This window comes from Streptomyces sp. NPDC101225 (genome assembly GCF_044767585.1).
GTDB lineage: Bacteria > Actinomycetota > Actinomycetes > Streptomycetales > Streptomycetaceae > Streptomyces.
The window spans coordinates 15,500-40,656 of record NZ_JBIWOE010000056.1; the positions used below are offsets into that span (position 1 = coordinate 15,500).

The 25,157-nt window shown below is 72.8% G+C and carries 21 protein-coding genes and 1 pseudogene; 14 read left to right on the forward strand and 8 right to left on the reverse strand.

Annotated elements, in window-relative coordinates:
* Positions 1-4: 4 nt before the first annotated feature.
* The 4 genes from ACIRPX_RS41595 to ACIRPX_RS41610 are packed head-to-tail and all read right to left on the reverse strand — an operon-like array spanning position 5 to position 4,279.
* Positions 5-1,342, reverse strand: a complete 1,338-nt coding sequence (locus ACIRPX_RS41595; RefSeq protein ID WP_404205299.1) for an STM4012 family radical SAM protein — start codon at positions 1,340-1,342, stop codon at positions 5-7.
* The gene (locus ACIRPX_RS41600; RefSeq protein ID WP_404205324.1) at positions 1,339-2,154 is read right to left on the reverse strand and encodes an STM4013/SEN3800 family hydrolase; all 816 of its coding nucleotides are present in this window, start codon (positions 2,152-2,154) and stop codon (positions 1,339-1,341) included. Before ACIRPX_RS41600 ends, ACIRPX_RS41595 begins: the two co-directional genes overlap by 4 nt.
* Positions 2,151-3,323, reverse strand: coding sequence for an STM4014 family protein (locus ACIRPX_RS41605; protein ID WP_404205300.1), 1,173 nt, complete (start codon positions 3,321-3,323; stop codon positions 2,151-2,153). The genes ACIRPX_RS41600 and ACIRPX_RS41605 overlap by 4 nt, the downstream gene beginning before the upstream one ends.
* On the reverse strand, positions 3,320-4,279 hold the full coding sequence (locus ACIRPX_RS41610) for an STM4015 family protein (RefSeq protein WP_404205301.1): 960 nt from the start codon (positions 4,277-4,279) through the stop codon (positions 3,320-3,322). Before ACIRPX_RS41610 ends, ACIRPX_RS41605 begins: the two co-directional genes overlap by 4 nt.
* A 170-nt stretch (positions 4,280-4,449) precedes the next feature.
* On the opposite strand from ACIRPX_RS41610, the gene ACIRPX_RS41615 reads away from it, so the two are divergent.
* On the forward strand, positions 4,450-4,776 hold the full coding sequence (locus tag ACIRPX_RS41615) for a hypothetical protein (protein WP_404205302.1): 327 nt from the start codon (positions 4,450-4,452) through the stop codon (positions 4,774-4,776).
* A gap of 42 nt (positions 4,777-4,818) precedes the next feature.
* Positions 4,819-5,871 (forward strand): DUF6745 domain-containing protein, encoded by a 1,053-nt coding sequence (locus tag ACIRPX_RS41620; RefSeq protein WP_404205303.1) that lies wholly within the window; start codon positions 4,819-4,821, stop codon positions 5,869-5,871.
* Positions 5,872-5,988: 117 nt separating this feature from the next.
* On the opposite strand, the gene ACIRPX_RS41625 is transcribed toward ACIRPX_RS41620, so the two are convergent.
* Positions 5,989-7,599 carry an MFS transporter gene (locus tag ACIRPX_RS41625; RefSeq protein ID WP_404205304.1) on the reverse strand — a complete coding sequence of 537 codons (1,611 nt, stop codon included), beginning with the start codon at positions 7,597-7,599 and terminating at the stop codon, positions 5,989-5,991.
* A 115-nt stretch (positions 7,600-7,714) separates the two neighbouring features.
* On the opposite strand from ACIRPX_RS41625, the gene ACIRPX_RS41630 reads away from it, so the two are divergent.
* Positions 7,715-8,320, forward strand: a complete 606-nt coding sequence (locus ACIRPX_RS41630) for a helix-turn-helix domain-containing protein (protein WP_404205305.1) — start codon at positions 7,715-7,717, stop codon at positions 8,318-8,320.
* A 414-nt stretch (positions 8,321-8,734) separates the two neighbouring features.
* Complete coding sequence (locus ACIRPX_RS41635; RefSeq protein WP_404205306.1) at positions 8,735-8,983, forward strand: DUF5133 domain-containing protein; 249 nt, start codon at positions 8,735-8,737, stop codon at positions 8,981-8,983.
* An 87-nt stretch (positions 8,984-9,070) separates the two neighbouring features.
* Here the strand turns inward: ACIRPX_RS41635 and ACIRPX_RS41640 are convergent, their stop codons facing one another.
* Positions 9,071-10,396 carry a lipase family protein gene (locus ACIRPX_RS41640; protein WP_404205307.1) on the reverse strand — a complete coding sequence of 442 codons (1,326 nt, stop codon included), beginning with the start codon at positions 10,394-10,396 and terminating at the stop codon, positions 9,071-9,073.
* 460 nt (positions 10,397-10,856) lie between these two features.
* On the opposite strand from ACIRPX_RS41640, the gene ACIRPX_RS41645 reads away from it, so the two are divergent.
* From ACIRPX_RS41645 to ACIRPX_RS41675, 7 genes are all read left to right on the forward strand, one after another.
* Entirely contained in the window at positions 10,857-12,365 is a 1,509-nt protein-coding gene (locus tag ACIRPX_RS41645; protein ID WP_404205308.1) for an MFS transporter, read from the forward strand.
* Between the two features lie 77 nt (positions 12,366-12,442).
* Complete coding sequence (locus ACIRPX_RS41650) at positions 12,443-13,915, forward strand: MFS transporter (RefSeq protein ID WP_404205309.1); 1,473 nt, start codon at positions 12,443-12,445, stop codon at positions 13,913-13,915.
* Between the two features lie 109 nt (positions 13,916-14,024).
* Positions 14,025-14,945, forward strand: coding sequence for an NADP-dependent oxidoreductase (locus tag ACIRPX_RS41655; protein ID WP_404205325.1), 921 nt, complete (start codon positions 14,025-14,027; stop codon positions 14,943-14,945).
* A gap of 171 nt (positions 14,946-15,116) precedes the next feature.
* Positions 15,117-16,100, forward strand: a complete 984-nt coding sequence (locus tag ACIRPX_RS41660) for a hypothetical protein (RefSeq protein ID WP_404205310.1) — start codon at positions 15,117-15,119, stop codon at positions 16,098-16,100.
* 73 nt (positions 16,101-16,173) lie between these two features.
* On the forward strand, positions 16,174-18,012 hold the full coding sequence (locus tag ACIRPX_RS41665; RefSeq protein ID WP_404205311.1) for an HSP90 family protein: 1,839 nt from the start codon (positions 16,174-16,176) through the stop codon (positions 18,010-18,012).
* A gap of 2 nt (positions 18,013-18,014) precedes the next feature.
* Positions 18,015-20,942: a hypothetical protein gene (locus tag ACIRPX_RS41670; protein WP_404205312.1), complete on the forward strand. Its 2,928-nt coding sequence runs from the start codon at positions 18,015-18,017 to the stop codon at positions 20,940-20,942.
* Positions 20,943-21,144: 202 nt separating this feature from the next.
* Complete coding sequence (locus ACIRPX_RS41675; RefSeq protein ID WP_404205313.1) at positions 21,145-21,411, forward strand: YrhK family protein; 267 nt, start codon at positions 21,145-21,147, stop codon at positions 21,409-21,411.
* Positions 21,412-21,529: 118 nt separating this feature from the next.
* Here the strand turns inward: ACIRPX_RS41675 and ACIRPX_RS41680 are convergent.
* A pseudogene (locus ACIRPX_RS41680) lies at positions 21,530-22,273 on the reverse strand (S1C family serine protease); the annotation flags it as partial.
* A gap of 190 nt (positions 22,274-22,463) precedes the next feature.
* On the opposite strand from ACIRPX_RS41680, the gene ACIRPX_RS41685 reads away from it, so the two are divergent.
* The 3 genes from ACIRPX_RS41685 to ACIRPX_RS41695 all read left to right on the forward strand — a co-directional run bounded on the left by ACIRPX_RS41685 (position 22,464) and on the right by ACIRPX_RS41695 (position 24,016).
* Positions 22,464-22,763: an Lrp/AsnC family transcriptional regulator gene (locus tag ACIRPX_RS41685; RefSeq protein WP_404205314.1), complete on the forward strand. Its 300-nt coding sequence runs from the start codon at positions 22,464-22,466 to the stop codon at positions 22,761-22,763.
* Between the two features lie 194 nt (positions 22,764-22,957).
* On the forward strand, positions 22,958-23,317 hold the full coding sequence (locus ACIRPX_RS41690) for a hypothetical protein (protein WP_404205315.1): 360 nt from the start codon (positions 22,958-22,960) through the stop codon (positions 23,315-23,317).
* A 39-nt stretch (positions 23,318-23,356) separates the two neighbouring features.
* Complete coding sequence (locus tag ACIRPX_RS41695) at positions 23,357-24,016, forward strand: hypothetical protein (RefSeq protein WP_404205316.1); 660 nt, start codon at positions 23,357-23,359, stop codon at positions 24,014-24,016.
* A gap of 25 nt (positions 24,017-24,041) precedes the next feature.
* Here ACIRPX_RS41695 and ACIRPX_RS41700 read toward each other — a convergent pair whose 3' ends face one another.
* Positions 24,042-24,998, reverse strand: coding sequence for an AraC family transcriptional regulator (locus ACIRPX_RS41700; RefSeq protein ID WP_404205317.1), 957 nt, complete (start codon positions 24,996-24,998; stop codon positions 24,042-24,044).
* Positions 24,999-25,157: the final 159 nt, after the last annotated feature.

Sequence of the window (25,157 nt, forward strand, 5' to 3'; positions counted from 1 at the left end):
CCGGTCACTTCCTCTCGTAGGCGGCCATGGCCGCCCGGACGGCGGGGGAGAACAGCTCGGGGCCGATGGCGTCGGAGTGGGCGAGTCCCCGCGGGGTGAGCCGCAGGCGCGCGGAGCCGGCGGGGTCCAGCCAGCCGCGGTCGGCCAGACGCAGCAGTTCGGTGCCGAAGTCGTCGAGGGGTTCGGCGCCGAAGCGGGCACGGTAGTCGTCGACGGCCAGCCCCTCGGCCTGGAGGAGGGACTGGAGCAGATGGCGGCGGCGCGCCTCGTGCGCGTCCATGCGGTAGCCGACCTCGGCGTGCGCGAAGTCGGTGGTGGCCACGTAGTCGTCGACGATCCCGCGGATCTCGTGCATGCCGACCGCGTAGTCGAAGGAGTAGTGCACCGCGGCGGTGTACGACCGGGCGCCGCAGCCCAGGCCGATCATTCCGTCGGTCTGGCAGGCGTGGTCGTCCGCTCCCTGCGGCGGGGCGTCCGCCCGGCGGAACATCCGCATCGACTGCTGGGTGTAGCCCCGTGCGAGGAGGTGGTCGCGGCCCGCGCGGTACAGGCGCAGCCGCTGGGCGTCCCAGGCCGGGTCGGGGCCCGGCGCGGTGCGGCGGCGGTCGAGGCCGGTCAGGGGCCGGACGTAGAGCGGGTAGAGGTAGAGCTCCTCGGGCTGCCAGGCGAGGGCGGCGTCCAGGGAGCGGAGCCAGGTCTGCTCCGTCTGGCCGTCGATGCCGTAGATCAGGTCGATGTTGAGGACCGGGATGGCCGCGTCCCTGATCCGGGCCAGCGCGGCCTCGACGTCGGCGCGGCGCTGCGGGCGTACGGCGGCCCTGGCCTCGGTGTCGACGAAGCTCTGGACGCCGAGGCTGAGCCGGGTGGTGCCGCGCCCGGCCAGCACGGCGAGGCGGTCGGCGGTGGCCGTGGCGGGCGAGGCCTCGACGGAGAGCGGGATCGCGCGGAGACCGGCGCCCATGCGGAGTTCGGCGATGTCGCAGAGGCGTTCCAGCTCGGCCGCGGTGAGGAAGGTGGGGGTGCCGCCGCCGAACGCGGCGGTGGCGAACCGCACCGGGCCCGTCTCCCCGAGCGCCTCGCGCACGGCGTCCGCCTGCCGTTCGAGGGCGTCGAGGTAGGCGCCCGTCAGGCCCTGCGGGGCGCCGATGCGGGTGAAGAGGTTGCAGAAGCCGCAGCGGACCTCGCAGAAGGGTATGTGCAGGTAGAGGGAGAGGGCGCTCTTGTCCTCCGCCGCCCACAGGGACCGCAGCGCGGGCCGGTCGGGCAGCCGGCGGTAGGCCGTCTTGTGCGGGTAGGCGTACACGTAGTGCTGGTACGGGCCGGTGAGCTGCGCGGTGGTCATCGGACGGCCTCGGCGGGGTCGAGGAAGAAGTGGGCGTACGGCACGGTCCACACGGACTCGTGGCCGAGGCGGTGGCCGGTGTAGCCGTCGTCGCCGTAGGCGGTGCCGTGGTCGGAGCAGACGATCGCGAAACAGCGGCGCCGGGAGCTCATGGCGGAGAAGAGCCGGCCGATGTGCCGGTCGACGTACTCCAGAGCGGCGGCGTGCGTCTCGCGGGTGTCACCGGCCTCGCGGGTCGCGCCGGGCAGGTGGAACCAGTTGGGCTGGTGCAGCGCGGAGACGTTCACGAAGAGGAACAGCCGCTGCCGCGGCGGGAGTCCGGCCACCACCTGCTCGGCGCGGGCGATCTGGTGCTCGAAGGAGTGCGGCGAGGTGACGCCGAACTCCCGCTCCCAGTGGGACTCCTGGAACAGGCCGGGCAGCACGGTGCCCAGCGGGCCCTGCTTGTTGAAGAAGCCCACGCCTCCGACGCAGACGGTGCGGTAGCCGGCCTCGGCGAGCCCGGAGACGAACTCCGGGGTGCCGTAGACGAACGTGCCGTCGGCGGTGGTCTCGCTGCCGGCGAAGCGCGCCGCGAACAGCCTTGGGTGCGGCCCGGGTTCGGCCGGGGTGGGCAGGAAGCCCGCGAAGATCGCCTGGTGCGCGGCGTAGGTGAAGCTGCCCGGCGCGTGGCGCTTCTCCCAGCGGCCGCCGGGCAGGTGGCGGGCGAGATGCGGGATGCGCCCGGCCGCCGCCAGCTCGGCCGCCACGTCGTGGCGCAGCGTGTCGAGGGTGACCAGAAGGATGTCGTCGTGGCCCACGACCTCGTTCATGTCGGGTTCAGGCATGGGGTGTTCCTGTTCTGTACGGGTGGAGCGGGCCGGGCGGTTCGGCGCAGCGCGGCCGTCACCTGGGCGGCGTACGTGTCCTGGCCCTCGGCGCCGCTGCCGGGCAGGCCGGTCAGCCGGGGCAGCAGGTCGCCGAAGGCGTTGACCTCGCCGACGAAGGACCTGCGCCAGCCCACGGCCGGCAGCAGGTCCACGCCGACGCACAGGGTGCGCGGGAAGCAGGACGCGGCGCGCTCGCACACCTCCAGCAGGTCCGGCCAGCGGGCGCCCGCCGCGGCCACCGCGTCGCGGGCGGAGGCGAGGTCGCCGCGGCTGCCCCCGAGGTGCAGGTTGGTCAGAGGCGTACGGCTGGTGCGGACCACGGCGTGCGTGGCCCGGCCGGCCACCACGACCACGCGCAGGTCGGCGGCCCGGCCCCGCTGGGAGGCCTTGGGCACCCAGCGTTCCAGGTGCAGTCCGTCGGGTGCCAGCGCGTCGACGATGGCGGCGATGTCCCGCTCACTGCCGTAGCGCCGCACCCGGAGGGAGTTGTGCAGGCGGCCGTCCGCGGCGCGTTCGACCGAGGTGGTGGCCCTGATCCGGCCGCCCCCGGCCGCCTCGACGGCCAGGACCCCCGACGCCGACGACCCGTGGGCCGGCTTGACGAACAGCCGCGGCATGCGGTGCTCGCGCATCAGCGTCCGTACGTCGTCCCAGCCGCGTACCGGCGCGCCGCCGGGACCCGAGGTGGGCGAGGCGGGCACCGGGACGCCCGCCGCGTCGAGCACGGCATGGCAGACGCGTTTGTCGAAGAGCACGGCGAGATCGCCGGTGTCGTCGAGGCGGATGCCGCCGCGCAGCGTGCGCAGTGCGGTGGTGAAGCGGGCGTACCAGCGGGCCGAGCCCTCGACCCGGGTGGGATCGGGGGTGTCCCGCAGCAGCCGGTCGACCTCGCGATTCTCGCCGGGGGAGTCGATCCGCACGATCTCGTCCGGCGCGAAGCCGGCCCCCTTCTCGCGCAGGACGTCCGTCCAGGCGACCACGCGCGGTCCGGGCAGGCCGGCCGCGCGCACCGCGTCCGCGAAGAGCGACACCCGGCGGTTGTCCGGATTGCCGACCACGGCGAACCGCGGTCCGCCGGGGGAGGCCGGTCGAGCCAGGGGGGAGGTGATCATTCGCCCACGGCGACGTAGCGCCAGACCGTGCCGTCGTCCTCGGTGTCCTCCTCCGCGTCGTCGCGGTCGAGGTCGACCTCCACGCCCGCGGGCTCCAGAGTCCGCCGCACGCGCTCCTCGACCGGCTTGCTGAGGTAATGGTGGTGCAGGTCGAGCTTCTTGAGATGGGTGAGGGGCTGACCGCTCAGGAGCGCTGCGGCGCCCTCGTCGGTCAGTACGCCCATGGACAGGTCGAGCACGTCGAGGCGGTTCACGACCGGGGCGGCGGCGACGGCCGCGGCGACCGCGTCCTGCATCTCGCTGTTGCGCAGGGCCAGATGACGCAGGCGCGGCAGCCGCGCTCCCGACAGGATCGGCTCCAGGTCGGCGGCCTCGCTGTCGCCGCCGTAGTCCGGCGTGCCGAGCCACAGGTCGAGGTGTTCCAGGACGGGCAGGTCACTCGCGCCGATGCCGCGCACCACCTCGACCGGCAGCCCACCGGTCTCCACCACGAGGGTGCGCAGTGCGCCGTGGCTCAGCGCGGTGAACCCCAGCCCCGACCCGCCGCGCACGCCGAACTCCTCCAGGGCGGGGAAACCGGCCAGGAGCGGGGTGACGTCGGCTTGGTTGATCCAGGAGATCTCGCACTCCTCCATCACCATGTCGCCGAGGAAGAGCGCGCGCAGGGCGGGGAAACGCTCCCGGGCGGCGAGCAGGGCCTCGATGACGGAGGAGGGGCCGGCGTCGTAGGCCTCCTGCCAGGCCCCGACGATCAGCGCCCGTACCCGCGTGGTCTCGACGGCGGCGCAGAAACGGGCGAACGCCTCCGGCCACTCCTCGTCGGCGTCGTACACGTCGCTGGTGATCCGCCAGGCGACGGCGTCCGCCTCGGGCAGGCCGTCGGTCCGCCCGTCCGGTCCCGGAAACGTGTGCGCGGGCAGCCGGTACAGCGTGTGCAGGTGGTCACCGATGGTCATACGGCTGCTCCTGAGGAGGAAGAGTGTGCGGTCCGTGATGTCCGCAGTTCTACCAACAGCCACTGACAACACCCCCCGGCGGGGCGGGAATGGAGGCGTTGTCAGTGGTGGACCCTACGGTCGTGGTCATGAGGCCGGTGCGTGGCGCACCCGGCGGTGAGGGGACAGCCATGTACCGACAGGGAGACGTGCTGATCGTGCCGGTCGCGGAGGGGGCGGTGCCGGCCCGTGCGGCGGACGGCCCGAGGGAGCGGCGCGACGCGCGGGGCCGGCTGGTGCTGGCGCTGGGCGAGGTGACGGGACACGCCCACGCGGTCGTCGGGCCGGGGGAGTTGGTGCGGGAGCCGGGACCGTTCGGGCCCCTGCTGCTGCACCTGCCCCAGGGCGGCCGGGTGGTGCACGAGGAGCATGCGGCGATCGCGCTGCCCAAGGGATGGTTCCGGGTGGTCCGGCAGCGTGAGTACGTGCCCGGCTCCGTGCGGATCGTGGCGGACTGACGCGGATCCCGGCCGACCGAACAGCGAGGAACGGAAGGGCACATGAGTGTGACGGACATCGAGGCGGCCGCGGTGGCCAGCGGCTTCTGGGGCGAGCTGGGACAGTGGCGCGCATGGGCGTCCGCGACCGGTCCCGCCGATCGCACGGCCGCCGAGGAGGGCGTCCGGCGGGCCTACCGGCTGGCGGGTCTCGCGGAGCCGGAGCGGGTGGTCTGGGCGGGTTCGCCGCGGGCGGCCGTCAGCCTGGTCCGCGGACTGGCGGACCGGGGCCCGAGCGTGCGGGACGCGGTCCGCAGCGCGCCGTGGGCGGCTGAAAGACGCAGACTGCACGGCGAGTTGGGGGCCGCGGGCTGGTCCGCGCACTGGGCGGCGACGGCGGGAAGGCTGTGGGAGTCGACCCAGGCGCTCGTGGACCGCATACGCGCCGGCGTCATCGAGGAGCTGGCCGGCCGGGACACGGGAAAGGAGGCCGCGCAGGTCCGCCTGCTCCTCCTGGACGCCGTACTCGGCCAGCACGACGCGCCGTGGCTCGCCGCGTTCGCGGCGGACGAGGGTCCGCTCGGGGCACTGGCCCAGGTGTGCCGCAGCGCCGGCTGGTGGTGGCCCTTCGCCCGCGTCGCGGTCCTGTCGGAGCGGCCCGTGGAGCTGCACCGCGACGAGGCCGGACGTCTGGACCACGGCGACGGCCCGGCGCTCGCCTACCCCGACGGCTTCGCCCTGCACGCCTGGCGCGGCATGCCCGTGCCGGCGGCCTTCCTCGCCGAACTGCGCACGCTCACACCGGAGCGGATCCGCTCCGAGGAGAACGCCGAACTGCGGCGCGTGATGCTGGAGTACTACGGCTACGACCGTTATCTCGCCGACTCGGGCGCCCGTCCGGTGCACCAGGACGAGACGGGCACCCTGTGGCGGATCGACCTGGCCGAGGACGAGCCGGTGGTGATGGTGGAGGTGCTCAACTCCACCCCGGAACCGGACGGGACCCGGCGCACCTACTGGCTGCGGGTACCGCCCTCGACCCGGACGGCGAAGGCGGGCGTGGCCTGGACGTTCGGGCTGTCGGCCGAGGCGTACGCACCGGAGCGGGAGACCTGAGAGGGTGCCGTGCCGAGTACCGGCCGCCGAGGCGTCACTGCCTCGGCGCCGGCGGGGCGGGAGGGTGCGGGCGGCGTCCGCGGCAGAGAGGTGGCAGTGCCCCCGGCCGTGTCCGGGTCAGTGGGTCGACAGGGCCCCGGCGGCTTCGGCGTCCGGGTCCGTGCCCGTGTCGGCCGCGGTCGCCGGGCCGGTGTCCTCGGGGCCGCGGAGGAGGACGAGGAGCAACAGGGCGCCCATGACCGCCACGCCCGCCCACATGGCCTGCTGCCAGCCCTCGACGAAGGACTGCTGTGCGGCACGCACCAGTTGCCGTGCGTGGGAGCCCGCCCCGGGGGCCGCCTCGAGGGCGTTGGCGACGCCCTCGCGTGCGGTGTCCGCGGTGCGCCGGGGGACGCCGTCGAGCCTGCCGTCGATGGCGCGGCGATATCCGGCGGACAGCAGCGAGCCCAGCAGGGCGACGCCGAGGGCGGTGCCGAACTCGCGGGTGACGTCGTTGAGGGCGGAGGCGACACCCTGGCGTTCTCGCGGCAGGGAGCCGGTGATGGCCTCGGTGGACGGTGTCATGGACAGGCCCATGCCGACGCCCATGGCGAGCATGCCGGGCAGGATCGACGGATATCCGCCGTCGACCGAGACGACCAGGGCCATCAGGGCCAGGCCGGCCCCCGCCAGCGCGATGCCCACGGCCATGGTTGAGCGTGCGTGGATGCGCGCGGCGAGCCGGGGGGCCAGCCCGGAGGATGCCATCATCGCCACGGCCATGGGCATCAGCGCGAGCGTGGACAGCAGTCCCGACCAGCCCAGGACGGCCTGGAAGAAGGGGAAGAGGACCACGAAGATCCCGGCCTGGACACCGAAGACGACCAGCAGTGTGATCGATCCGCCGGCCAGTCCGCGCTCACGGAACAGGCGCACGTCCAGCAAGGAGGCGTCCCGGCGGCGCAGTTCCCAGGCCACGAACCAGCCGGCGGCGACGATCCCGACGGCGAGGCTGATCAGCGTGACGGGGGCGCTCCAGCCGCGCTCGGGGCCCTCCTGCAGGACGAGGATGAGGCCGACGACGGCGAGCGCGGAGGCCAGTGCTCCGACGGCGTCGAAGGAATGGCCCAGGTGCTCGCGGGAGTTGGGCACGGCACGCAGGGCCAGCGCGAGCGCCACGACGACCAGCACGACGGGCAGGACGAACAGGTAGCGCCAGCCGGCGGTGTCCACGAGGGCGGCCGAGAGGAACATGCCCAGGATGCCGCCGCCCCCGGCGACCCCGGTCCAGACACCGATCGCCTTGCCGCGCTCCTGCTCGGGGAAGGTGGACGTGATCACGGCGAGGGTGATGGGCATGATCATCGCCGCGCCGACGCCGCTGAGCACGCGCGCGCCGAGCATGACGCCTGCCGACGGGGCGAGTCCGGCCACCGTGCCGGCGACGCCGAAGACGACCAGACCGGTGATCAGCATGGGCTTGCGGCCGAGACGGTCGCCGACGGCGCCGAGCGGCAGCAGCAGCGCGGAGAGGGTGAGCGTATAGATGTTGATGATCCACAGGATCGTGTTCTGCGAGGCGCCGAACTCGACGGCCAGGTCGGGCTGGGCGACGTTCAGTCCGGACACCGACGCGACGACCGCCGCCAGGGCGACGCAGACGGCGATCAGGATGGTGCGCAGCCGGCGTGCGTCAGGTGCGCCGTCGGCGTGGTCGGCGGCCGCGGGTGCGGGCTGGTTCGTACTCATGGATGCCTCTGGATTCCTCTCGGGCGGCGGGACACGGCCTGTCGAAGGGGACACGGCCTGAGCGTGTGCGGTCGAAGGTAGCCCGGTGTTGCCGATCGGGCATATCATGTTGCCCATGACGCAAGATGATGGCGAGCTGGACGGCCTCGTACGCAAACGGATCCGCGCCCTGCGGGTGGCGCAGGGCTGGTCCCTGGAGGAGCTGGCCGCCCGCGCCAAGGTCAGTCAGTCGACGCTGTCCCGCATCGAGAACGGGCAGCGGCGCCTGGCCCTGGACCAGCTGGTCACCCTGGCCCGGGCCCTGGACACGTCCCTGGACCAGCTGGTGGAGACCGCGTCCGACTACGTCGTCAGCAGTCCCGTGATCGACGCCGCGCACGGGCTGATGCGCTGGAGCATCAAGGCCGACCCCGGGATGAGCGTCGTGCGCCAGCGCATGACGGAACCGCCGCCGGACCGTCCCGCCCGCATGCGCGCGCACCCGGGCCGCGAATGGCTCGTCGTCCTGTCCGGCACCGCGATCCTGATGCTGGGCAACCGCCGCTACCGCGTCGAGACCCATCAGGCCGCCGAATTCCCGACGATGCTGCCGCACGCGATCGGGACGGAAGGCGGTCCCTGCGAGATCCTGGGCATCTTCGACCGCGACGCGCGCCGTGGCCACCAGCGCGACGCACGGCGCACCGGGGGCGACGCCGACGCGGACGGCCCCGGCGTGTGACCGCGTGCCCGGGGGCGGGAATGCCCGGCCGGGCGGCGGCGTTACCACCGGCGTGGGAGTGGAGGGGACAGTGTCCCCGGGCCTCACCTCTCGCGTGCAGGGAAGATCGTCCGGCTGAAGCCCTGCATCGCCTTTCGCCGCGCAGGCGACCGCCCTTCACTCCCGCAACGCGCAGACGCGGCCCCGAGTGCTTCGATCGCCTCGGGGCCGCGGTATGTGGACGGCGGCCGTCGTTGCGCCATGTGGTGGATGTTTGGCCTGTGAAGGTATGTATCCCGCACGGTGGGGCAGTTGGGGGTGTGTCCGACGCCGCTCGGCGTCGCCCAGTGACGATGACGCCACTGATGAACCCTGGATTCTCGCGGTGGCGTCTGCCCGCGCGCGAGCTGTGCTGTGCTGGAGAGGGGAATCGCCATGATGGTGCCGGCGGAGAAGGAACTGCGTGCGGTGCTGGCCCAGTTCGCCCAGGCGCGGATCGAGCACGACGTGTGTCCCACCGGCCGTAGCAGCCGCGTCCTGGAGGACGTGACCTACACGCTGTGTGTCATGACGGCCTCCCGCACCGTGGAGCAGGCCTTGAGTACGGCGGATCTGCTCATGGAGCAGTACCGCGCCGACCGTGAGGCGGTGGCGGCGCATGCGGGCGAGGCCCTGGCCGCGTAGCCGCCGCCGTGGCCGCCGTGGCCGTCGTCATGGAACTGCCGGGCGGCGGGCCGGCGGGCGAACGTGCCCGCCGGCCCGCCGCCGCGGTCAGGACAGGCCGGGCAGCGCGGAGCAGTTGGAGTGTGCGGGCTTGGCCTCGAAGCGGTCGGCCAGCCAGGAGATGGCGTCGCCCTGGTCGGTGAGCAGCGGTGCGAAGTGGTTGATCAGGGCGCTGCCCAGGCTCGGCAGCGCGACGGGCTTGTAGGTCACGTCGGCTCCCTTGGCGCACCAGTCGACGGCGAGACGGCGGGCCTGCGCGTGCGGTACGAGGTTGTCGCTGGTGCCGGTGGCCAGCCGTACCGGTGACGCGGGCTTCATGGTGCCGATGCGCTGCTTGGCCAGGAAGTCCGTGAGGGCGGGCTCGGACCGGATGATGTCGCTGATGGTCCGGCCGTCGGTGGTCCAACCGGTGCTGTGCGAACCGCCGTAGGAGAAGAGCGCGTCGCCCACGCACATGGTCGACAGGTCCTGGAGCGCTGCCTTGCCCGCCGCGTTGAGATGGGCGTCGGCGATCGGCCTCAGGGCGGGGTCGGACTCCAGGAACCCGTTGACCGACCAGCCCAGGGCGCCCGCCAGTTCGCTGCCGTCGATGGCCTTGGTGACCTGGACCAGATCGGCCGGCGGAGCGCCCGAGTAGGTTCCGGAGAGGGTGATGTCGGGAGCGTAGCCGGGCTGGAGCTCGGCGGCGGACGCGGTGGCGCCGCCCCCCTGGCTGTACCCGAACAGGCCCACACGTGAGGCGGGCGTGATCGACGTGCCGTCGAGCGAGCGCGCGGCACGGACGGCGTCGAGCACCGCGTGGCCCTCGTCCACCCGGTTGACGTAGGTGTGCAGCCGGTCCGTCGTGCCCAGGCCGGAGTAGTCGGTGACGACCACGGCGATGCCCCTGGCCAGCAGCCGGTAGATCGCCAGGTCCTCGTAACCGATGGACACCGTCCGGCCGTTGACGGTCAGGGGGTGTTCCAGGTTGAGGGAGGCGGCGCACTGGTCGCCCTGGCCCATGGTGCCGGGCGCCAGGGCGACGAGCGGCCGGTCGCCCGGTCCGTGCCAGGTGGCGGCGGGCTCGATGTAGGCGCCGGTGACGGCCATCGGCGCACCGTTGGAGTCGGTGGACTTGTACATCAGGCGGGTCGCGGCGCCGGGCAGCGGACCGCCGACGCCCGGCAGGCTCAGCGCCAGGGGGAGCGGTTCGCTGCGCACCAGGGCGCCGTCGGCGGCGGGCAGCGCGGCGGGCGGCGTGTAGAAATCCGGGATCGTGACACCTCGGGAGACCACTGCGTCGGTCTGCGGCGCCGCGCTCGCGGGCAGCGCCGTGCCGCCGAGGCACGCGGCGGTCGTGACGGCGACGGCCAGTATGCGGGCGGATGCGGGCATGACGGACCTCCGGGGTAGGGGAGGCCGAGCCGTCGACCTGCGGCTCGGTCGGCTGACGGCCTGGTGGGGCCAGGCCGGTGGGGGAGCGGCCGACGGAGCGGAGCCACGGTCGTCCCACCGTGCCCCCGCCCGTGGAGCTCTTAGACGAAGTGTCAGGACGGTACCCGCGAGGGTGTTACCGGAGGTAGCACCCGGAAGGTTACGGTTCAGTAATATGACGGGGCGTGAGCGGACCCGTGCTCCGGGCTCAAGGCCGGGGAGCCCGGGGCCGGGCGGTTCCGGAGCCCGCCCCTGCCGGTCCCCGGATCAGGAAACCGGATCATGAAAGGCGTCCCGCCCGTTCGTCCTGGGTACTCGGTGCGGCGCCGCGGCCGTCCTCCACCACCGGCCTGGTTTGCGAGAGCCGTCGGCGAGCAGACGATCTTCCGGCAATCCTTGCCCGGCCGAAAGGAGCGCGCCCATGACCGACAGCGAGTCCGGTTTCCTCACCGCCGAGGCGGACCCGGTGGCGGTCAGGCGTCATCGCGTCCTGTTCAGAGCCGTCCGGCGGCGCAGGAATCCACCGCTGCGCCGCACCGACATCACCGTCACCGACGAGGCGGCCGTCAAAAGGGCGGTGAAGGCGGCCTCGCTCGGCAACGCCATGGAATGGTTCGACTTCGGGATCTACAGCTATCTCGCGGTCACCATCGGCCATGTCTTCTTCCCGTCCGGCAACGACACCGTCCAGCTGCTGTCGTCCTTCGCGACCTTCGCGGTGGCGTTCTTCGTCCGCCCCCTGGGTGGCGTGGTCTTCGGCCCGATGGGCGACAAGATCGGCCGTAAGCAGGTCCTCGCCCTGACCATGATCCTGATGGCGCTGGGCACCTTCGCGATCGGGCTGCTCCCCTCGTACGCCACCATCGGCTTCTGGTCGCCGGTCCTGCTGATCCTCTTCCGGCTCGTCCAGGGTTTCTCCACCGGCGGCGAGTACGGCGGCGCCTCCACCTTCATCGCCGAGTACGCGCCCGACCTGCGCCGTGGCTTCTACGGCAGCTTCCTCGAACTGGGAACCCTCGCCGGATACGTCGGCGCGGCCGGCCTGGTGACGATCCTGACCTCGGCGCTGGACAGCGGCGCCATGGAGCAGTGGGGCTGGCGCGTGCCGTTCCTGGTGGCCGGCCCCATCGGCCTCATCGGCCTGTATCTGCGGCTCCGGCTGGACGAGACGCCCGCCTTCCGGAAGCTGGAGGACGGCTCCCTCCACCGGGCCTCCGACGCCGCGTCCACGGTCGAGACCAGCGGCACCGGGGACGTCGCGAAGATCTTCCGTGACTACTGGCCGACGCTGATCCTGTGCATCTGCCTCGTCGGCGCCTACAACATCGCCGACTACATGCTGCTGTCGTACATGCCGACGTACCTGTCGGACGAGATGGGCTACTCCGACACCCATGGCCTGCTCGTGCTGATCGGCACCATGGTGGTGCTGATGCTGATCGTCAACCATGTGGGCCGGTGGAGCGACAGGTTCGGCCGCAAGCCCCTGCTGATGGGCGGCATGCTGGGCTTCCTCGTGCTGTCCGTCCCCGCGTTCCTGCTGGTCAGGCAGGGCAGTCTGGTGGCGGTGTCGGTCGCGATGCTGATGCTGGGGCTGTCGCTGGTGTGCCTGCTCGGCACCATGTCCGCGACGCTGCCGGCGCTGTTCCCGACGCAGGTCCGCTACGGCTCCCTGTCCATCGGCTACAACATCGCGGTCTCCGTGTTCGGCGGCACCACGCCCTTCGTCATCACCGCGCTGATCTCCGCGACCGGGAACGAGCTCATGCCGGCCTTCTACGTCATGGTCGCGGCCGTCGTCGGCGTGGTCGCCGTGGCCTGCACGCGGGAGACGGCCCGCCGGCCGCTGGACGGCTCGCCGCCGTCCGTCGCCACACCCGAGGAGGCCGCTCACATGGTGGAGAGCCAGGCACCGGCGCCGAAGTTCTGACGAGCGCACGCGGCAAGCCGGACAAAGGGCCGAATTCCTGATGGAATCAGGTCCGGGGGTCAGGCGAAGGAGGAACGGTGCCGACACAGGCGGAGGACGGAACCGACCCCCGGCGGTGGAAGGCGCTGTGGGTCACACTGGTGGCCGGCTTCATGAGCCTGCTGGACGTGACGATCGTGTCGGTCGCGCTCCCGTCCATGCAGCGCGACCTCCACGCGTCGGCACCCGCAATCCAATGGGTGGTGACCGGCTACGCCCTCAGCTTCGCGCTGGTCCTGGTGACCGCCGGCCGGATCGGCGACGCGGTCGGCAGGCGCCGTATCTTCCTGCTCGCCCTCGCCGCCTTCGTGCTGTGCAGTGCGGCGGCGGGCGCGGCGCCCGACATCACGCTCCTGGTGGTCGCCCGCCTCGCCCAGGGCGTCGCCGCGGGGTGCCTGGCCCCGCAGAACTCCGCCCTCATCCAGCAGATGTTCCGCGGAGCCGAACGCGGCCGCGCCTTCGGCCTGTTCGGCGCGGTCGTGGGCATCTCCAGCGCGGTGGGCCCGATCGCGGGCGGCCTCATCCTCGCCGTCGCCGACGGCCCTCAGGGCTGGCGCTGGATCTTCTACGTCAACGTGCCGGTCGGTGCCGTCGCCCTGCTGCTGGGCCTCCGGCTGCTGCCCAGGACGAGCCCGGGCCGCCGGGAACGCCTCGACCTGGGCGGGGTCGCCCTTCTCGGGTGCGGGGTGCTCGCCATGATGCTGCCGCTGGTGATGGCCGAGTCCGGCGGCGTACGGCGCCTGTGGTGGCTCTTCCCGGTGAGTGTGGCCTTCCTGTACGGCTTCGTCCGCTGGGAGCGCCGCGTCGCGGCGCGCGCGGGCGGGCCGCTGCTGGACCCGCGGCTGGTGACGACCACCCGCGGCTACGCCGTCGGCGCCGCCCTCGGCACGCTGTACTTCGTCGGCTTCAGCGGTGTGTGGCTGGTGTTCGCGCTGTTCTTCCAGAACGGCCTGGGCTACTCGCCGCTGCGCTCGGGACTCGCGGTGACGCCATTCGCCATCGGATCGGCCTGTGCGGCGGCCGTGTCGGGCCGGCTCGTGGACCGGCTGGGCAGGCTGCTGACGGTGTGCGGCCTGGTCGGTGTCACACTCGGCCTGGGCGGCACCGCCCTGATCCTGCTGCTGGCGCCCGCCCATGTGGCCACCTGGCTCACCGTGCCCGTCCTGTTCCTCGGCGGCCTGGGCAGCGGCTGCGTCATCTCCCCGAACATCACCATGACCCTGAGGGACGTACCGGTGCGCATGGCGGGCGCGGCGGGTGGCGCCCTGCAGACCGGGCAACGCCTGGGCGGCTCGATCGGCACGGCCGCCCTGCCCGGCGTCTTCTACGTCGTACTGGGCTCCGGAGCCCACTACCACGCCGCCGTCGCCACCGCCGTGGGCCTGGGCATCGGCCCCATCGCGTGCTCGCTCGCCCTCGCCGTCCACGACTGGCGGCGCCACCGCCGCGGCGACGCCGAGTCGTGCCCGCCGGAGGTCTCGCACAGCCATCTGCACTCGCGCCAGGGATGACCGCCGCCCGGGTGGCGGGGAACACCGGACGGTCGGCACTGTGGAGAGCAGGCGCACCGCCGCTCCACACCGAGCAAGAATCGCCGAGCAAGATCGCCGAGGACGAATGATGCGAGCCATCACCGCACCGGACCGTGACGCCGGAGTCACCGGACTGACCCTGACCGATCTGCCGTACCCGCATGCCTCAGAGAACGACGTCGTCGTGCGGGTGCACGCCGCGGGCTTCACCCGTGGAGAGCTCGACTGGCCCGCCAGCTGGACCGACCGGGCCGGCCGCGACCGCACACCGAGCGTGCCCGGGCACGAGGTCTCGGGCGTCGTGGCGGACCTCGGATTCGGCACCACCGGCCTCACGGTCGGCCAGCGCGTCTTCGGGCCGACCGACTGGGCCCGCAACGGCTCCCTGGCCGAGTTCGTCGCCGTGGAGGCCCGCAACCTCGCCCCGCTGCCCGCGGACGTCGACCACACGGTGGCCGCCGCCCTGCCGATCTCCGGGCTGACCGCCTGGCAGGGCCTGTTCGACCACGCGCGGATCATGAGCGGCCAGACCGTCCTGATCCACGGGGCCGCGGGCGGCGTCGGATCGATCGCCCTCCAGCTGGCCCTGGAGGCGGGCGCCCGCGTGATCGGCACCGGACGGGCCGCCGACCGGGAGACCGTGCTCGCCCTGGGGGCGCACGCGTTCCTGGACCTGGAGGCCGGCCGGCTGGACGAGGCCGGAGAGGTCGACGTGGTGTTCGACGTGATCGGCGGCGACGTCCTCGACAGGTCGGCCGGGCTGGTACGCGCCGGCGGCACGCTCGTCACGATCGCCCAGCCACCCACCGTCCGGCCCAAGGACGGACGCGCGGTGTTCTTCGTGGTGGAACCCGACCGCTCCCGCCTGGCCGATCTGGCGCAGCGGGTCAGGGAGGGACGGCTCAAGGTGCACGTCGGCGCGGTCCTTCCGCTGTCCGAGGCGGCCGCCGCCTTCGCCCCAGGGCGGCGCGTCCCCGGCAGGACGATCGTCAGGGTCGCCGAGGGCTGACGGTGAGGAGGCCGGGCATCGCCCGGACATGAGCCCCTGTGCCCTGGCGGGGGCGCGGGGGCAGGGCATGCGACGAACGCGCGAAGTCCCCGTGAAAACCCTGTGGAAGCGCTGTCGGTGGGACCGCTTATGCTGCGTCCGACGATCAAGCGGGACCAGGGGAGGGGCGGCATGTTCGGCAAGCTGTTCGGCAGGGGCGGGCAGAGACCGGAGGCGGATCCGCACGCCGTGCCCGCGCCGGTCAGGAGGAACGGCGTGTACCCGCTGCGCGCGCTCGGGGACACGCGGGTGCTGGCGCTGGTGGAGGCGGCGGAAGCGGGTGACTGGGAGGCGGTCAAGGCGGCCGCGGCACCCTTCGACCTCGGCCGCGACCACCAGATCCTCGGTGAACTGGCCCACGTCGAGGGTCTGCAGGACTGGATCGGCCGGGCCGTCGCACAGGACGAGGAACACCGGGCGACGGCCCTGCTGGTGTCCGGGGCGCGCCACATCGTCTGGGGCTGGGAGGCGCGCACCTCCGACCGCGCCGTGAACGTCACCCGGGAACAGTGGCGCGTCTTCCACGAGCGGCTCCACATCGCCGAGGAACAGCTCCTGGAGGCAGCGGAGTTGCGGCCCGAATGGGTCTCCCCCTGGCGCAGTCTCCTCACCTCCGGCCGCGGCATGTCGCTGGGCCCCGCGGTCAACGAGACCCGGCTCGGCGCCGCCCTGCGCCGCGCGCCGCTGGACCTGGAGACCCACGTCGCGTGGGTGTCCTACCTCCAGCCCCGGTGGAACGGAGAGCCGGGCCAGGCCCTGGCGTTCGCCCGCGAGGCCTTCGCCGGCGCGCCCGAGGGCCACCCTCTCGGCTGCGTGATCGCCATGGCCCACATCGAGGACTGGGTGGAGTCGGAGAGCGAGAACTGCCTCGTCACCGCGGAGATCCAGGACGAGTTGCTGCAGGCGGCCGAGCACAGCATCCTGCATCCCGCCTACGAGCGACGCCCGGGCTGGCAGCAGGACTTCAACATCTTCGCCATGGCCTTGTCGTTGGCCTCCGAGCACATCGCGCTGCGGCGCGTCTTCCGCGAGCTCGGCGGGGCGTACACCTCGTGGCCCTGGGAGTACGTGGCGCAGCCGGAAAAGATGTACACCCGCGCCCGGCGCGACGCCTGAGCCCGCCGCCACTTCACGTGTTCCCCGGAACACCCCGCCCGTCCGCCCCGAACACCCCACCCCGGACTGCCCCGTGACTCTGCCCGACACCCCGCCCGGCACCGACCGCACCTTCCAGGTGGATCTGCGCGGCCTCGTCGACCTCCTCTCCCACCACCTCTACTCCAGCCCCCGCGTCTATCTGCGCGAACTCCTCCAGAACGCGGTGGACGCGCTGACCGCCCGGCACGGGCTCGAACCGGCCGCTCCCGCAGGCGCGTTCGGCATCCGCCTGTACGCCGACGGCTCGGCGGTCCGCATCGAGGACGACGGTGTCGGACTCACCGAGGCCGACGTGCACACCTTCCTCGCCACGATCGGCCGCAGCAGCAAGCGCGCCGACCGCATCGCCGAACAACGCGCCGACTTCATCGGCCAGTTCGGCATCGGCCTGCTCTCCTGCTTCCTGGTCGCGGACGAGATCCACGTCCTGAGCCGCTCCGCCCGCACCCCCGACGCACCCGTCGTGGAGTGGCGCGGACGCGGCGACGGCAGCTACACCGTCCGCACCCTGCCCGCCTCCGCGCATCCCCGGACCGGCACCACCGTCACCCTGACACCGCGCGCCGACGCCGGCGAGTGGACCCGCCCGGCCCAGGTGCACGCACTGGCACGGCACTTCGGCTCCCTGCTGCGTCACCCGGTGACCTTCGACGACGGCACGGGCGGCACGGGCGCACCCGTCAACCCGGAGCCCGCGCCCTGGGCGCGCGACCACCCGACACCGGGGGCACGTTCCCGGGCGCTGGCCGCGTACGGCGAGGACGTCTTCGGGTTCACCCCGCTGGACACCGTCGAACTGGACCTTCCGGCGGTGGGGCTGAAGGGCATCGCGTGCGTGCTGCCCGAGGCCGTACCGGCCGGGCGCCGGCACGGCCACCGGGTGCACGTCAAGGGCATGCTGCTGTCCGAGCAGGCGGAGGAGATCCTGCCCGAGTGGGCCTTCTTCGTCCGCTGCGTCGTCGACGCCGAGAGTCTGCGCCCGACGGCGTCCCGCGAGGCCCTGTACGAGGACGACACCCTCGCCGCCGTTCGCGACGCCCTCGCGGAACGCCTGCGCGCGTGGATCGCCCGCACCGCCGCCAGCGACCCCGACCTGCTCGGCCGCTTCCTGCAGGCCCACCACCTGGCCGTGAAGTCGCTCGCGGTGCACGACGACGAGATCCTGCGGATGCTGCTGCCCTGGCTGCCGTTCGAGACCACCGCCGGACACGCCACCCTGGACGAGTTCGCGCGCACCCACCCCACCGTGCTCGTGACCTCCAGCGTGGAGGAGTTCCGGCAGGTCGCGGCGATCGCCTCGGCCGCCGGGCTCGGTGTCGTCAACGGCGGCTACACCTACGACCGCGAACTGGTCCACCGGCTGCCGGAGATCAGACCCGGGACCAGCGTCGCCGACCTCGACCCGGCGACGCTCACGGCCCATCTCGACCCCGTCGACCGGGAGACGGAACTGGCCGCCGCGGCCTACCTCGCCCAGGCCCGTGACGCCCTCGCCGTCTTCGACTGCGACGTCGCGCTGCGCACCTTCCAGCCCGCCTCGGCCCCCGCGCTGCTCCTCGACAGCCGCGAGGCACGGCACGAGCGCACCCGGTCCCAGCTCGCCCGTGAGCAGCAGGGCGGCCTGTGGGGCGACATCCTCGGCCATCTGCGCCAGGAGGCCCCGCGGGCCCAGCTGATCCTCAACCAGCTCAACCCGCTGGTCCGCACCGCCGTCGCCATCTACGAGCCCGAACTGGCCCGCACCAGCGCCGAAGCCCTCTACGGGCAGGCCGCGATGCTGTCGCGGCGCCCGCTCAGACCCGCCGAGTCGAGCCTCATCAACCGCTCCTTCCTCGACCTTCTCGCCCACGCCCTCCGCAAGGACAGCTGACGATGCCGACCGCACCCCAGACCACCGACGAGCTGTACCAGGCGCTCGAGGCGAACGACCAGCGCCCCTACGGGCGCACCCGCACCGTCGTCGCCGAGGAACTCGTCGAAGCCGCTGAGCAGTTCGCCGAGCCCGTCCCGCTCGTGCATGCCCTCCTGGAGCTCCAGGAGGCATACACCTACGGCTCCGAACCCCGTAAATCGCCCGTCGTCTTCGCCCGTCTGCTCACCCTCTTCGACGAGCAGCCCGACGTCTTCGACGAGCGACTGCGCCACCTGCTGTTCTGGCGGTTCAAGTGGGTGGCGAACGCCCTGCGCGCGCTGCCCGAGATACCGCTTCCCAGCCTGCGCCAGTGGCTGACGGAGATGCGCGACCGGTACGAGAAGGCCGGCCTGGGCCTCCAGCCCTACTACGGACAGGCCTACCAACTCGCCGCACACATCGGCGAGGACACCGATCTCGCCTTCGAGCTGTGGGCGGGGCGGACCCGCACCAGGCTCAGCGACTGCGAGGCCTGCGAGATCTGCGAGCGGGCGCTGTACCACCTTGCCGCAGGCGACGACGAGAGGGCACTGCGCGCCTGGGAGCCCGTCCTGGCCGGGAAGGAGTCCTGCCAGGAGGAGCCCGCCCGTACGGTCTCGTACGCACTGCTGCCGCTGCTGCGCACCGGCCGTACCGACCAGGCGCGGCAGCTGCACCTCGCCGGGTACCGCGGCTGCCGCCGCAACCCCTCGATGTCCGGGGAGGTCGGCCGGCACCTGGAGTTCTGCGCCCTGACCGGCAACGAGGCGCGCGGCCTGGAACTGCTCGCCGAGAACCGCAATCTGTTCAGCGAGGTCGACTCGCCGCTGGACCTGCTCAGCTTCCTCACCGGGGTGGAGGTCCTCCTCCGGCGCGTCGAACTCCTCGGCCACGGTGACCTGCCGGCCGCCGGACATCCGGGCCGCACCTGGACGGTGGCCGCGCTGCGCGCCGAGGTGGGGGACCGCGCCGACGCACTCGCCGCCCGCTTCGACGACCGCAACGGCACCTCCGTGCACGGCGACCGCCGCAGGGCCCGCCTCGAACGCGCCCCGCTGCTGGACGCGCTGGAGCTGACGCTCCGTCCGCGCTGCCTCGACGACGTGGCACCCGCCGCCGTGCCCGCCGCCGCTCCCGCTTCCGGCGCCGTCCCCGAGTCGCTGCCCGAACTCGTCGTCCGGGCACGGACGCTGAACGACGAGGGACACCCGGACGCCCGGGCCTGCTGGACGCGGCTGGACACGCTGGTCGCCGCCCCCGACTACGACCACCCCGACGACCCGGCGGTCGGCCCGCTCGCGCGACTGCGCGCGGACCTGCTGTCCGAGGAGGCGCACAGGGCGGGGGAGCGGGACGCGTTCGGCGTCGCCGCCGCCCTGCACGAGGAGGCCGCGGGGCTCTACGACGACGCCGGAGAGCCGGGACACGCCGCGCTCGCCCGCGCCTCGGCCCTGCTCGCCACGGCCGAGATCCCTTCCGCCGACGCCGACGCGACCGAGGCGAAGACGGCGGCGCTGAGCGCCGCGTACGCGTCCATGGTCCGCCTCCACGAGGAGACGTCCGGTCTCACGCCGCACCAGGAGGCCCGGCTGCTGCGGCTGCGAGCGACCGTGCTCGGGCTGCGGCTGCAGGCGTCGCGGGCCGAGGAGCATGTCGCCCCCGTCGCGGCCGAGGTGGACCTGCTGCACGAGTTCGCCACCCGGCACGAGATCGCCGGGCAGGTCTCCGGCGCCCTGCTGCTTCGGTGCAGCACCTTCGCCCTCTCCGGTGACCTGCCTGCCGCGGTCACCGAGATCGACGCCCTGCTGGAGGGGCTCACGGCGGACGGACCCGCCTGGCACCTGCCGCGTACCCTCGCCCTGCGCGGCCGCCTCCAACTGGGCCTCATGCAGGCGCAGGCCGCCCACGACTCGCTGACCGAAGGACTCCGCCTGGCCGCCGAATGGCCCGGCGACGGGACCGACGCCGCCCGCCTCCACGGAGATCTGGCCGAGGCCTGCGTCCGCCTGGGCCGCGCCGAGGAGGCACTGCGGCATCTGACGCGCTCCGCCGAACTGGAACTGCGCAGGGGCAGCCGTACGGACGCCTTCTGCACGTACAGCAACGCGGCCCAGCTCAGCCTCGACCTCGGCCACGTCGAGGACTGCATTGCGCTGCTCGACTCCCTGCTGGCCGAACCGGACGTGGCCTCCGGGGAGTTGGACGACCGGCTCACCGCCCAGCTGCGCCTGACCCGGGCCCGTGCGCTGCACGTGGGCGACGACCTCAAGGCCGCGACGGCGGAGTTCGCCGCGCTCGCGGCCGAGTCGGCCGGCTGGGAGGACGACCCGGGCAGCCACGCCATGATCGCCGCGGAGACGGCCGTACTCCTCGGTGAGTCCGGTGAGTTCGCCCAGGCCCGCGAGGCCGTGGACCAGGCGATCGCCGCCCACGCCGAGGCGCCGCGCTACGAGCAGCTCAGCAGCTCCCTGCGCGAACTCGCCCGGCTCAACGCCCAGCAGCGGGGCGCCGACGGTCTCGCCGACGCCCTCGCCCTCCTCGCGGACGCGGGCCGGATCGCCGACGAGGCCCGCGTCGCCGCGTACGAGGCCCGTGGCCGTTCGCTGGACACGGCGCTGGCCTACGAACACGGCCGGGTCAACGCCTACGGCGGCCGGTACGAGGACGCGCTGGCCGCCCTGGACAAGGCCCTCACCCTGCTCGGTGAGCCGGGACCGCAGGACGACCGCGTGGGTGAGTGGACCGAGTGCGTCCGCCTCGCCGGCGCGGTGGAAGGCCTCTCTCTCGAACGCCCGGCCCCCGCCCTCACCCGCCTGGACGCGGCGATCTCCCGCCTCACGGCTCTGGGCCACACCGAGGAGACCGAGCCGCTGACGTCGCTGGCGAGCCGGCTGCGCGACGAGCGGTGACGCCCCGAGGCGTGCAGAGCCGGAAGGGACCGCCGTTGCGGCCCACGCCCCGGATCGCCGGGCAGGTTGACCGGGCCGTCCGGGCACGCCGGAGGGTCCGGGTCCGCTCGCGCGGAGACGATTGCGCGCGGCCGGGTTTGCCCGGCGGTCATCAGGCCACTCCTTCACCAGTGACACCGGCGCCGTACGGAGAGGAGCAGGCTTGACAGCCCGCCTTGAGCGTTACCTGCTGCAGGACTTCCCGTTCATCCATCTGGTGATCGGGGGCATCGGCAACACGACCTTCCTGGTCGGCAGCGTGTTCTTCCTGTTCCCCAGCCTGGAACGGGTCGCCCTGTGGCTGTTCGTCGTCGGCTCGCTCGGCATGTTCGTGGGCACCATCGGTGAGGCCTTCGTCCGGCACAAGCGGAAGTCCTACCAGCGGGACGACGTGCCCCAGCGGCGGCCGGTGCCCGACGACGGACGGTGAACCGCCCGTCCCCGTCCGGCAGTTGATGGTCCCCGTCTCGTACGGAGATGGTCTTCGTCTCGTACGGAGGGGAGTCCGGCCGGGTGAGGGCGAGTGAGGGCGGGCGCGGGCGGGGCGGTCAGGAACCGCCGAGCGCGCCGAGGGTGGCCCGGGCCGTGTGCGCGTGCCCGTCACGGGAGTAGCCGAGGGTCACCCGGTCGCCGGGGGCCTTGGTGGCCAGCGTCTCGGCGAGGGTCTGGGTGTCGGTGATCATGGTGTCGTCCAGCTTGGTGATGATGTCGCCGGGCCGCAGTCCTGCCTTGTCCGCGGCGCCGCCCTTGGCGACGGCGACGATGCCGACACCCGCCGGGGCGGAGTTCGCGTCGAGCACGGTCCGCACGGTGACGCCGAGCGCGGCGCGGCCGCTGTCGGTGACCTTGCCGTTCTTGATGAGCTGGTCGGCGATACGGGTGACCGTGGAACTGGGGATGGCGAAGCCGATGCCCGGAGCGGCGCCGCCGCCCAGTTCCCGGTCCACGGCGGCCAGGGTGTTGATACCGACCACCTGGCTGGAGAGGTTGACCAGCGCGCCGCCGCTGTTGCCCGGGTTGATCGCGGCGGAGGTCTGCACCATGTTCGGGATCGTGGCGCCGGTGGAGCCGTTCTCGGCGGGCTCGGAGACGGTGCGGCCGACGGCGGAGACGATGCCCTGTGTGACGCTGCTGGACAGGCCCAGCGGATTGCCCATGGCGAGCACCATCTGACCGACCTGCACCTTCCCGCTGTCGGCGAAGGCGGCCGGGTGCAGGGCGGACGGTGGCGTGTCGAGGCGGATGACCGCCAGATCGTTCGCGGGGTAGCTGCCGACGAGGCGGGCGTCGAGGGGGTGCTGCCGATCTCTCGCCGCGGACGGCCGCGCCGGCCTGGTCGACCTCGCCGCCGCGGCGGACTCCACCCCGGGACGCGTCTCGCGCCGTCTTCAGGTCCTGCTGCTGCGCCGTGTCGTCCACATCGACGTCGAGATCGCCGCGGCCGCTCTGGGCTATCACGCCCGGGCGAACCTGTGGCTGCGCGTGCATCCCTCGGCGGTGAAGAAGGTCGGCCGCGCGCTGGCGCAGGAACGCGAGATCGCCTTCGCCGCGGCCGTCTCCGGGCCCTGCAACCTCCACGCCGTCGCGCACTGCCGGGACCTCGACGAGCTGTTCGAATGCACATCGGATCGCATCGGGGCACTGGCCGGCGTGCAGAGCATGGAGGTCTCACCCGTACTGCGGCACATCAAGCAGGCGGGCACCCTGCTGTCCGGTGATCGCCTCGTCGAACCGCCACGGAGCCGGCGCGACCCGCTGCGCGGTGCCGCCGGGAAGCGGTAGGCCCGGTGCCTCTTCGGCAACGCGGAAACGACAAACAGCGTCGGCATTCAGCCACCGAAACGGCGACAACCGGCAGTTAACCTCAAACCGAGACGATGCGGGCGCCGCCCGGATAGCTTCCTCCCGTTGTCACACCGGTCGATCGTCTGCGCACGATCCCGGGGGAGCGGTGCGGAGGTGCGGTGGATCCGGCGATGTTGGTGGTACAGGCCCTGGTCACGGGCGCGACGGCGGGTCTCGGCGATGCCGCGTCCGCAGCGGTGACGGATTCCTATCAGGCGCTGAGAGGGGCACTGGTGGCACGGCTCTCGGGCCGCCCCGAAGCACTCGAACGCATCCGTGTCCTGGAGCGCCGGCCGACAGCACCGACCGGGCACCTGGTCCACGATCTCGCCGTGACCGGGGCGGTCGACCCGCACGTCGTGGAGCACGCGCGGCGCCTGCTGGCCCTCGTCGACGGGACCGGCACGCGCGGCGCAGGCCCGATCGACCTGCGGCACGCACAGGGCGTGCAGGCCGGGAACGACAACACCCAGCACAACACATTCGGTTAGTCATCCGAGCGATCCCAACGGGCCGAAGAAAGCACCGACATGACGAAGAACAGCCGGATCAGGGGCGCCCAGGCCGGCGACGGCAACGTCCAGCACAACACGTACCTCCCGCCGCAGCGAGGCGCACATCACTCCAGGGACTACGCCCCCTCGGCGACCGTCACCACGGGCGACCACTCCACGGTCAACCAGAAGAACACGCACCTGAGGTTGTCGGTGCCCGTGATCGGGCCGCTGCTGGCCATGTCGTCGGCGCACCCCGTGGTGGCCGGCGTGACGGCCCTCGCGGTCCTCGGTGGCGGCGGTCTCGCGGCCAACGCCGCACTGTCGGATCCGCGGCCCTCGGTGTCGACCGCCCTGGTGCGCGGTTTCCACCTGCAGGACAACGGCCAGGGTGCGCCGATCGGATACGACTTCTCCCGGACCCCGCCCGCGAAGGCGGGCACGAGCACCGACGCGGTCTACGTCTCGGGCGGCTACCTGGTCTCCTCGAACGGCAAGCTGGCCGAGTGGAGCGCGCTGCAGCTCCCGTCGGCGGCGGACTGCCGTGAGGCGGTGGCCAAGCATCCAATCCGCCAGACGGTGCTCACCACGCGAGCGCTCACCTGCTACGTGGACCGCGACGGCAACCCCGGCTACATCCTGGTGACCGGTTCCGACAGCGAGTCCACGATCGTCGACACCGCTCATCTGCGGTGAGCCGCGGCGCACCGGGTGCCTCGGCTCAGCGGGTTCCCCCACGCATCTCGCGCGGGCTCACTCCGAAGCGGCGGCGGAAGGCCGTGCTCAGCGCGCTCGCCGAGGAGAACCCCGAGGCGTACGCGAGTTCCGTGATCGTCAGATGCGTGCAACTGTCGCACTGGAGCCGGTCGCGGACCAGGCGCAGGCGTTCCTCGCGGATCAGGTCGCGGGGGGTGGTACCGGCCCGCTGGAGGGCGAGCTGGATCTGGCGCAGGGACCAGCCCAGGTCGCGGGCCATGGACGTGCCGGTGAGGCCGGCGTCCGCCGCGTGGTCGCGCACATGGCGGCGGACCATCGCCTCGACCTCGGCGAGATGGCCCGGGGAGTCGGGGCGGTCGTCCCCGACCACGAGCATGCAGAGCAGATCCACGAGGCGGTCCGACACCGCGTCGAACTGCGGGTCGGTCAGGGCGTATCGCTGCTCGTAGAGATCGTTCAGCAAGGAGCTCACGACGCGGCCCAGCCCCCGGGTCAGGTCCACTCCTGCGGCCAGCGGCGACGTGCGGTTCAGCCGTCCGTCGATCTCGCGCGCGGGGATGGTGAGGATGAACGCCCGGGTGGACGCGTCCTGCAGGCACTGGAAGGGAGCGCCGAAGCTCACCAGCCCGCCGGTCCCCGGCGTGAGCTCCGCCTGCTCCTCGTCCTGCCGCAGCACCAGCCGTCCGGTCAGCGAGACCAGAAGGCGGTAGTCCTCGTCGGGGTCCTGCCGTACCTGCTGGGCGGTGCGCCGGTACTCGATCTCGTCCGAGTGGAACCGCACGAGCTGATACGTGCCCGTGCGCTGACGGACCGTCTCCCCCTCGAAGTTGTCGCGTCGCGTGTACCGGTACCCCATACGGGACTGGTAGGACGCGATGTGCTCGCTCCAGAAGTCGGCCCGTTCGCGCGGGCCCACCTCTGTCGTGGTCTGCTCCTCCACGACATAGCTTCGCGCGGGCACCGTCCCCTCCATCGCGGCGTGTCCTGAAGAACCTGCGGTCGTGTCAGGGCCCGGCCGGGCCACCGAGAGTCACCTCGCAGCAGCCTAGTGCAACGGAGCGGCCGCGCATCACCTCCGGCAGGACATCGGCATATGCCAAAGGGAAGTCGGAGTCCGCCC

Bases quoted from the DNA above. Each gene is read 5' to 3' on its own strand.
- ACIRPX_RS41620 (WP_404205303.1), top strand. From the start codon at position 4,819: ATGAGTGTGACGGACATCGAGGCGGCCGCGGTGGCCAGCGGCTTCTGG.
- ACIRPX_RS41615 (WP_404205302.1), top strand. From the start codon at position 4,450: ATGTACCGACAGGGAGACGTGCTGATCGTGCCGGTCGCGGAGGGGGCG.
- ACIRPX_RS41655 (WP_404205325.1), top strand. From the start codon at position 14,025: ATGCGAGCCATCACCGCACCGGACCGTGACGCCGGAGTCACCGGACTG.
- ACIRPX_RS41640 (WP_404205307.1), bottom strand. From the start codon at position 10,396: ATGCCCGCATCCGCCCGCATACTGGCCGTCGCCGTCACGACCGCCGCG.
- ACIRPX_RS41695 (WP_404205316.1), top strand. From the start codon at position 23,357: ATGACGAAGAACAGCCGGATCAGGGGCGCCCAGGCCGGCGACGGCAAC.
- ACIRPX_RS41610 (WP_404205301.1), bottom strand. From the start codon at position 4,279: ATGACCATCGGTGACCACCTGCACACGCTGTACCGGCTGCCCGCGCAC.
- ACIRPX_RS41605 (WP_404205300.1), bottom strand. From the start codon at position 3,323: ATGATCACCTCCCCCCTGGCTCGACCGGCCTCCCCCGGCGGACCGCGG.
- ACIRPX_RS41690 (WP_404205315.1), top strand. From the start codon at position 22,958: ATGTTGGTGGTACAGGCCCTGGTCACGGGCGCGACGGCGGGTCTCGGC.
- ACIRPX_RS41600 (WP_404205324.1), bottom strand. From the start codon at position 2,154: ATGAACGAGGTCGTGGGCCACGACGACATCCTTCTGGTCACCCTCGAC.
- ACIRPX_RS41595 (WP_404205299.1), bottom strand. From the start codon at position 1,342: ATGACCACCGCGCAGCTCACCGGCCCGTACCAGCACTACGTGTACGCC.
- ACIRPX_RS41635 (WP_404205306.1), top strand. From the start codon at position 8,735: ATGATGGTGCCGGCGGAGAAGGAACTGCGTGCGGTGCTGGCCCAGTTC.
- ACIRPX_RS41645 (WP_404205308.1), top strand. From the start codon at position 10,857: ATGACCGACAGCGAGTCCGGTTTCCTCACCGCCGAGGCGGACCCGGTG.
- ACIRPX_RS41625 (WP_404205304.1), bottom strand. From the start codon at position 7,599: ATGAGTACGAACCAGCCCGCACCCGCGGCCGCCGACCACGCCGACGGC.
- ACIRPX_RS41670 (WP_404205312.1), top strand. From the start codon at position 18,015: ATGCCGACCGCACCCCAGACCACCGACGAGCTGTACCAGGCGCTCGAG.
- ACIRPX_RS41630 (WP_404205305.1), top strand. From the start codon at position 7,715: ATGACGCAAGATGATGGCGAGCTGGACGGCCTCGTACGCAAACGGATC.
- ACIRPX_RS41660 (WP_404205310.1), top strand. From the start codon at position 15,117: ATGTTCGGCAAGCTGTTCGGCAGGGGCGGGCAGAGACCGGAGGCGGAT.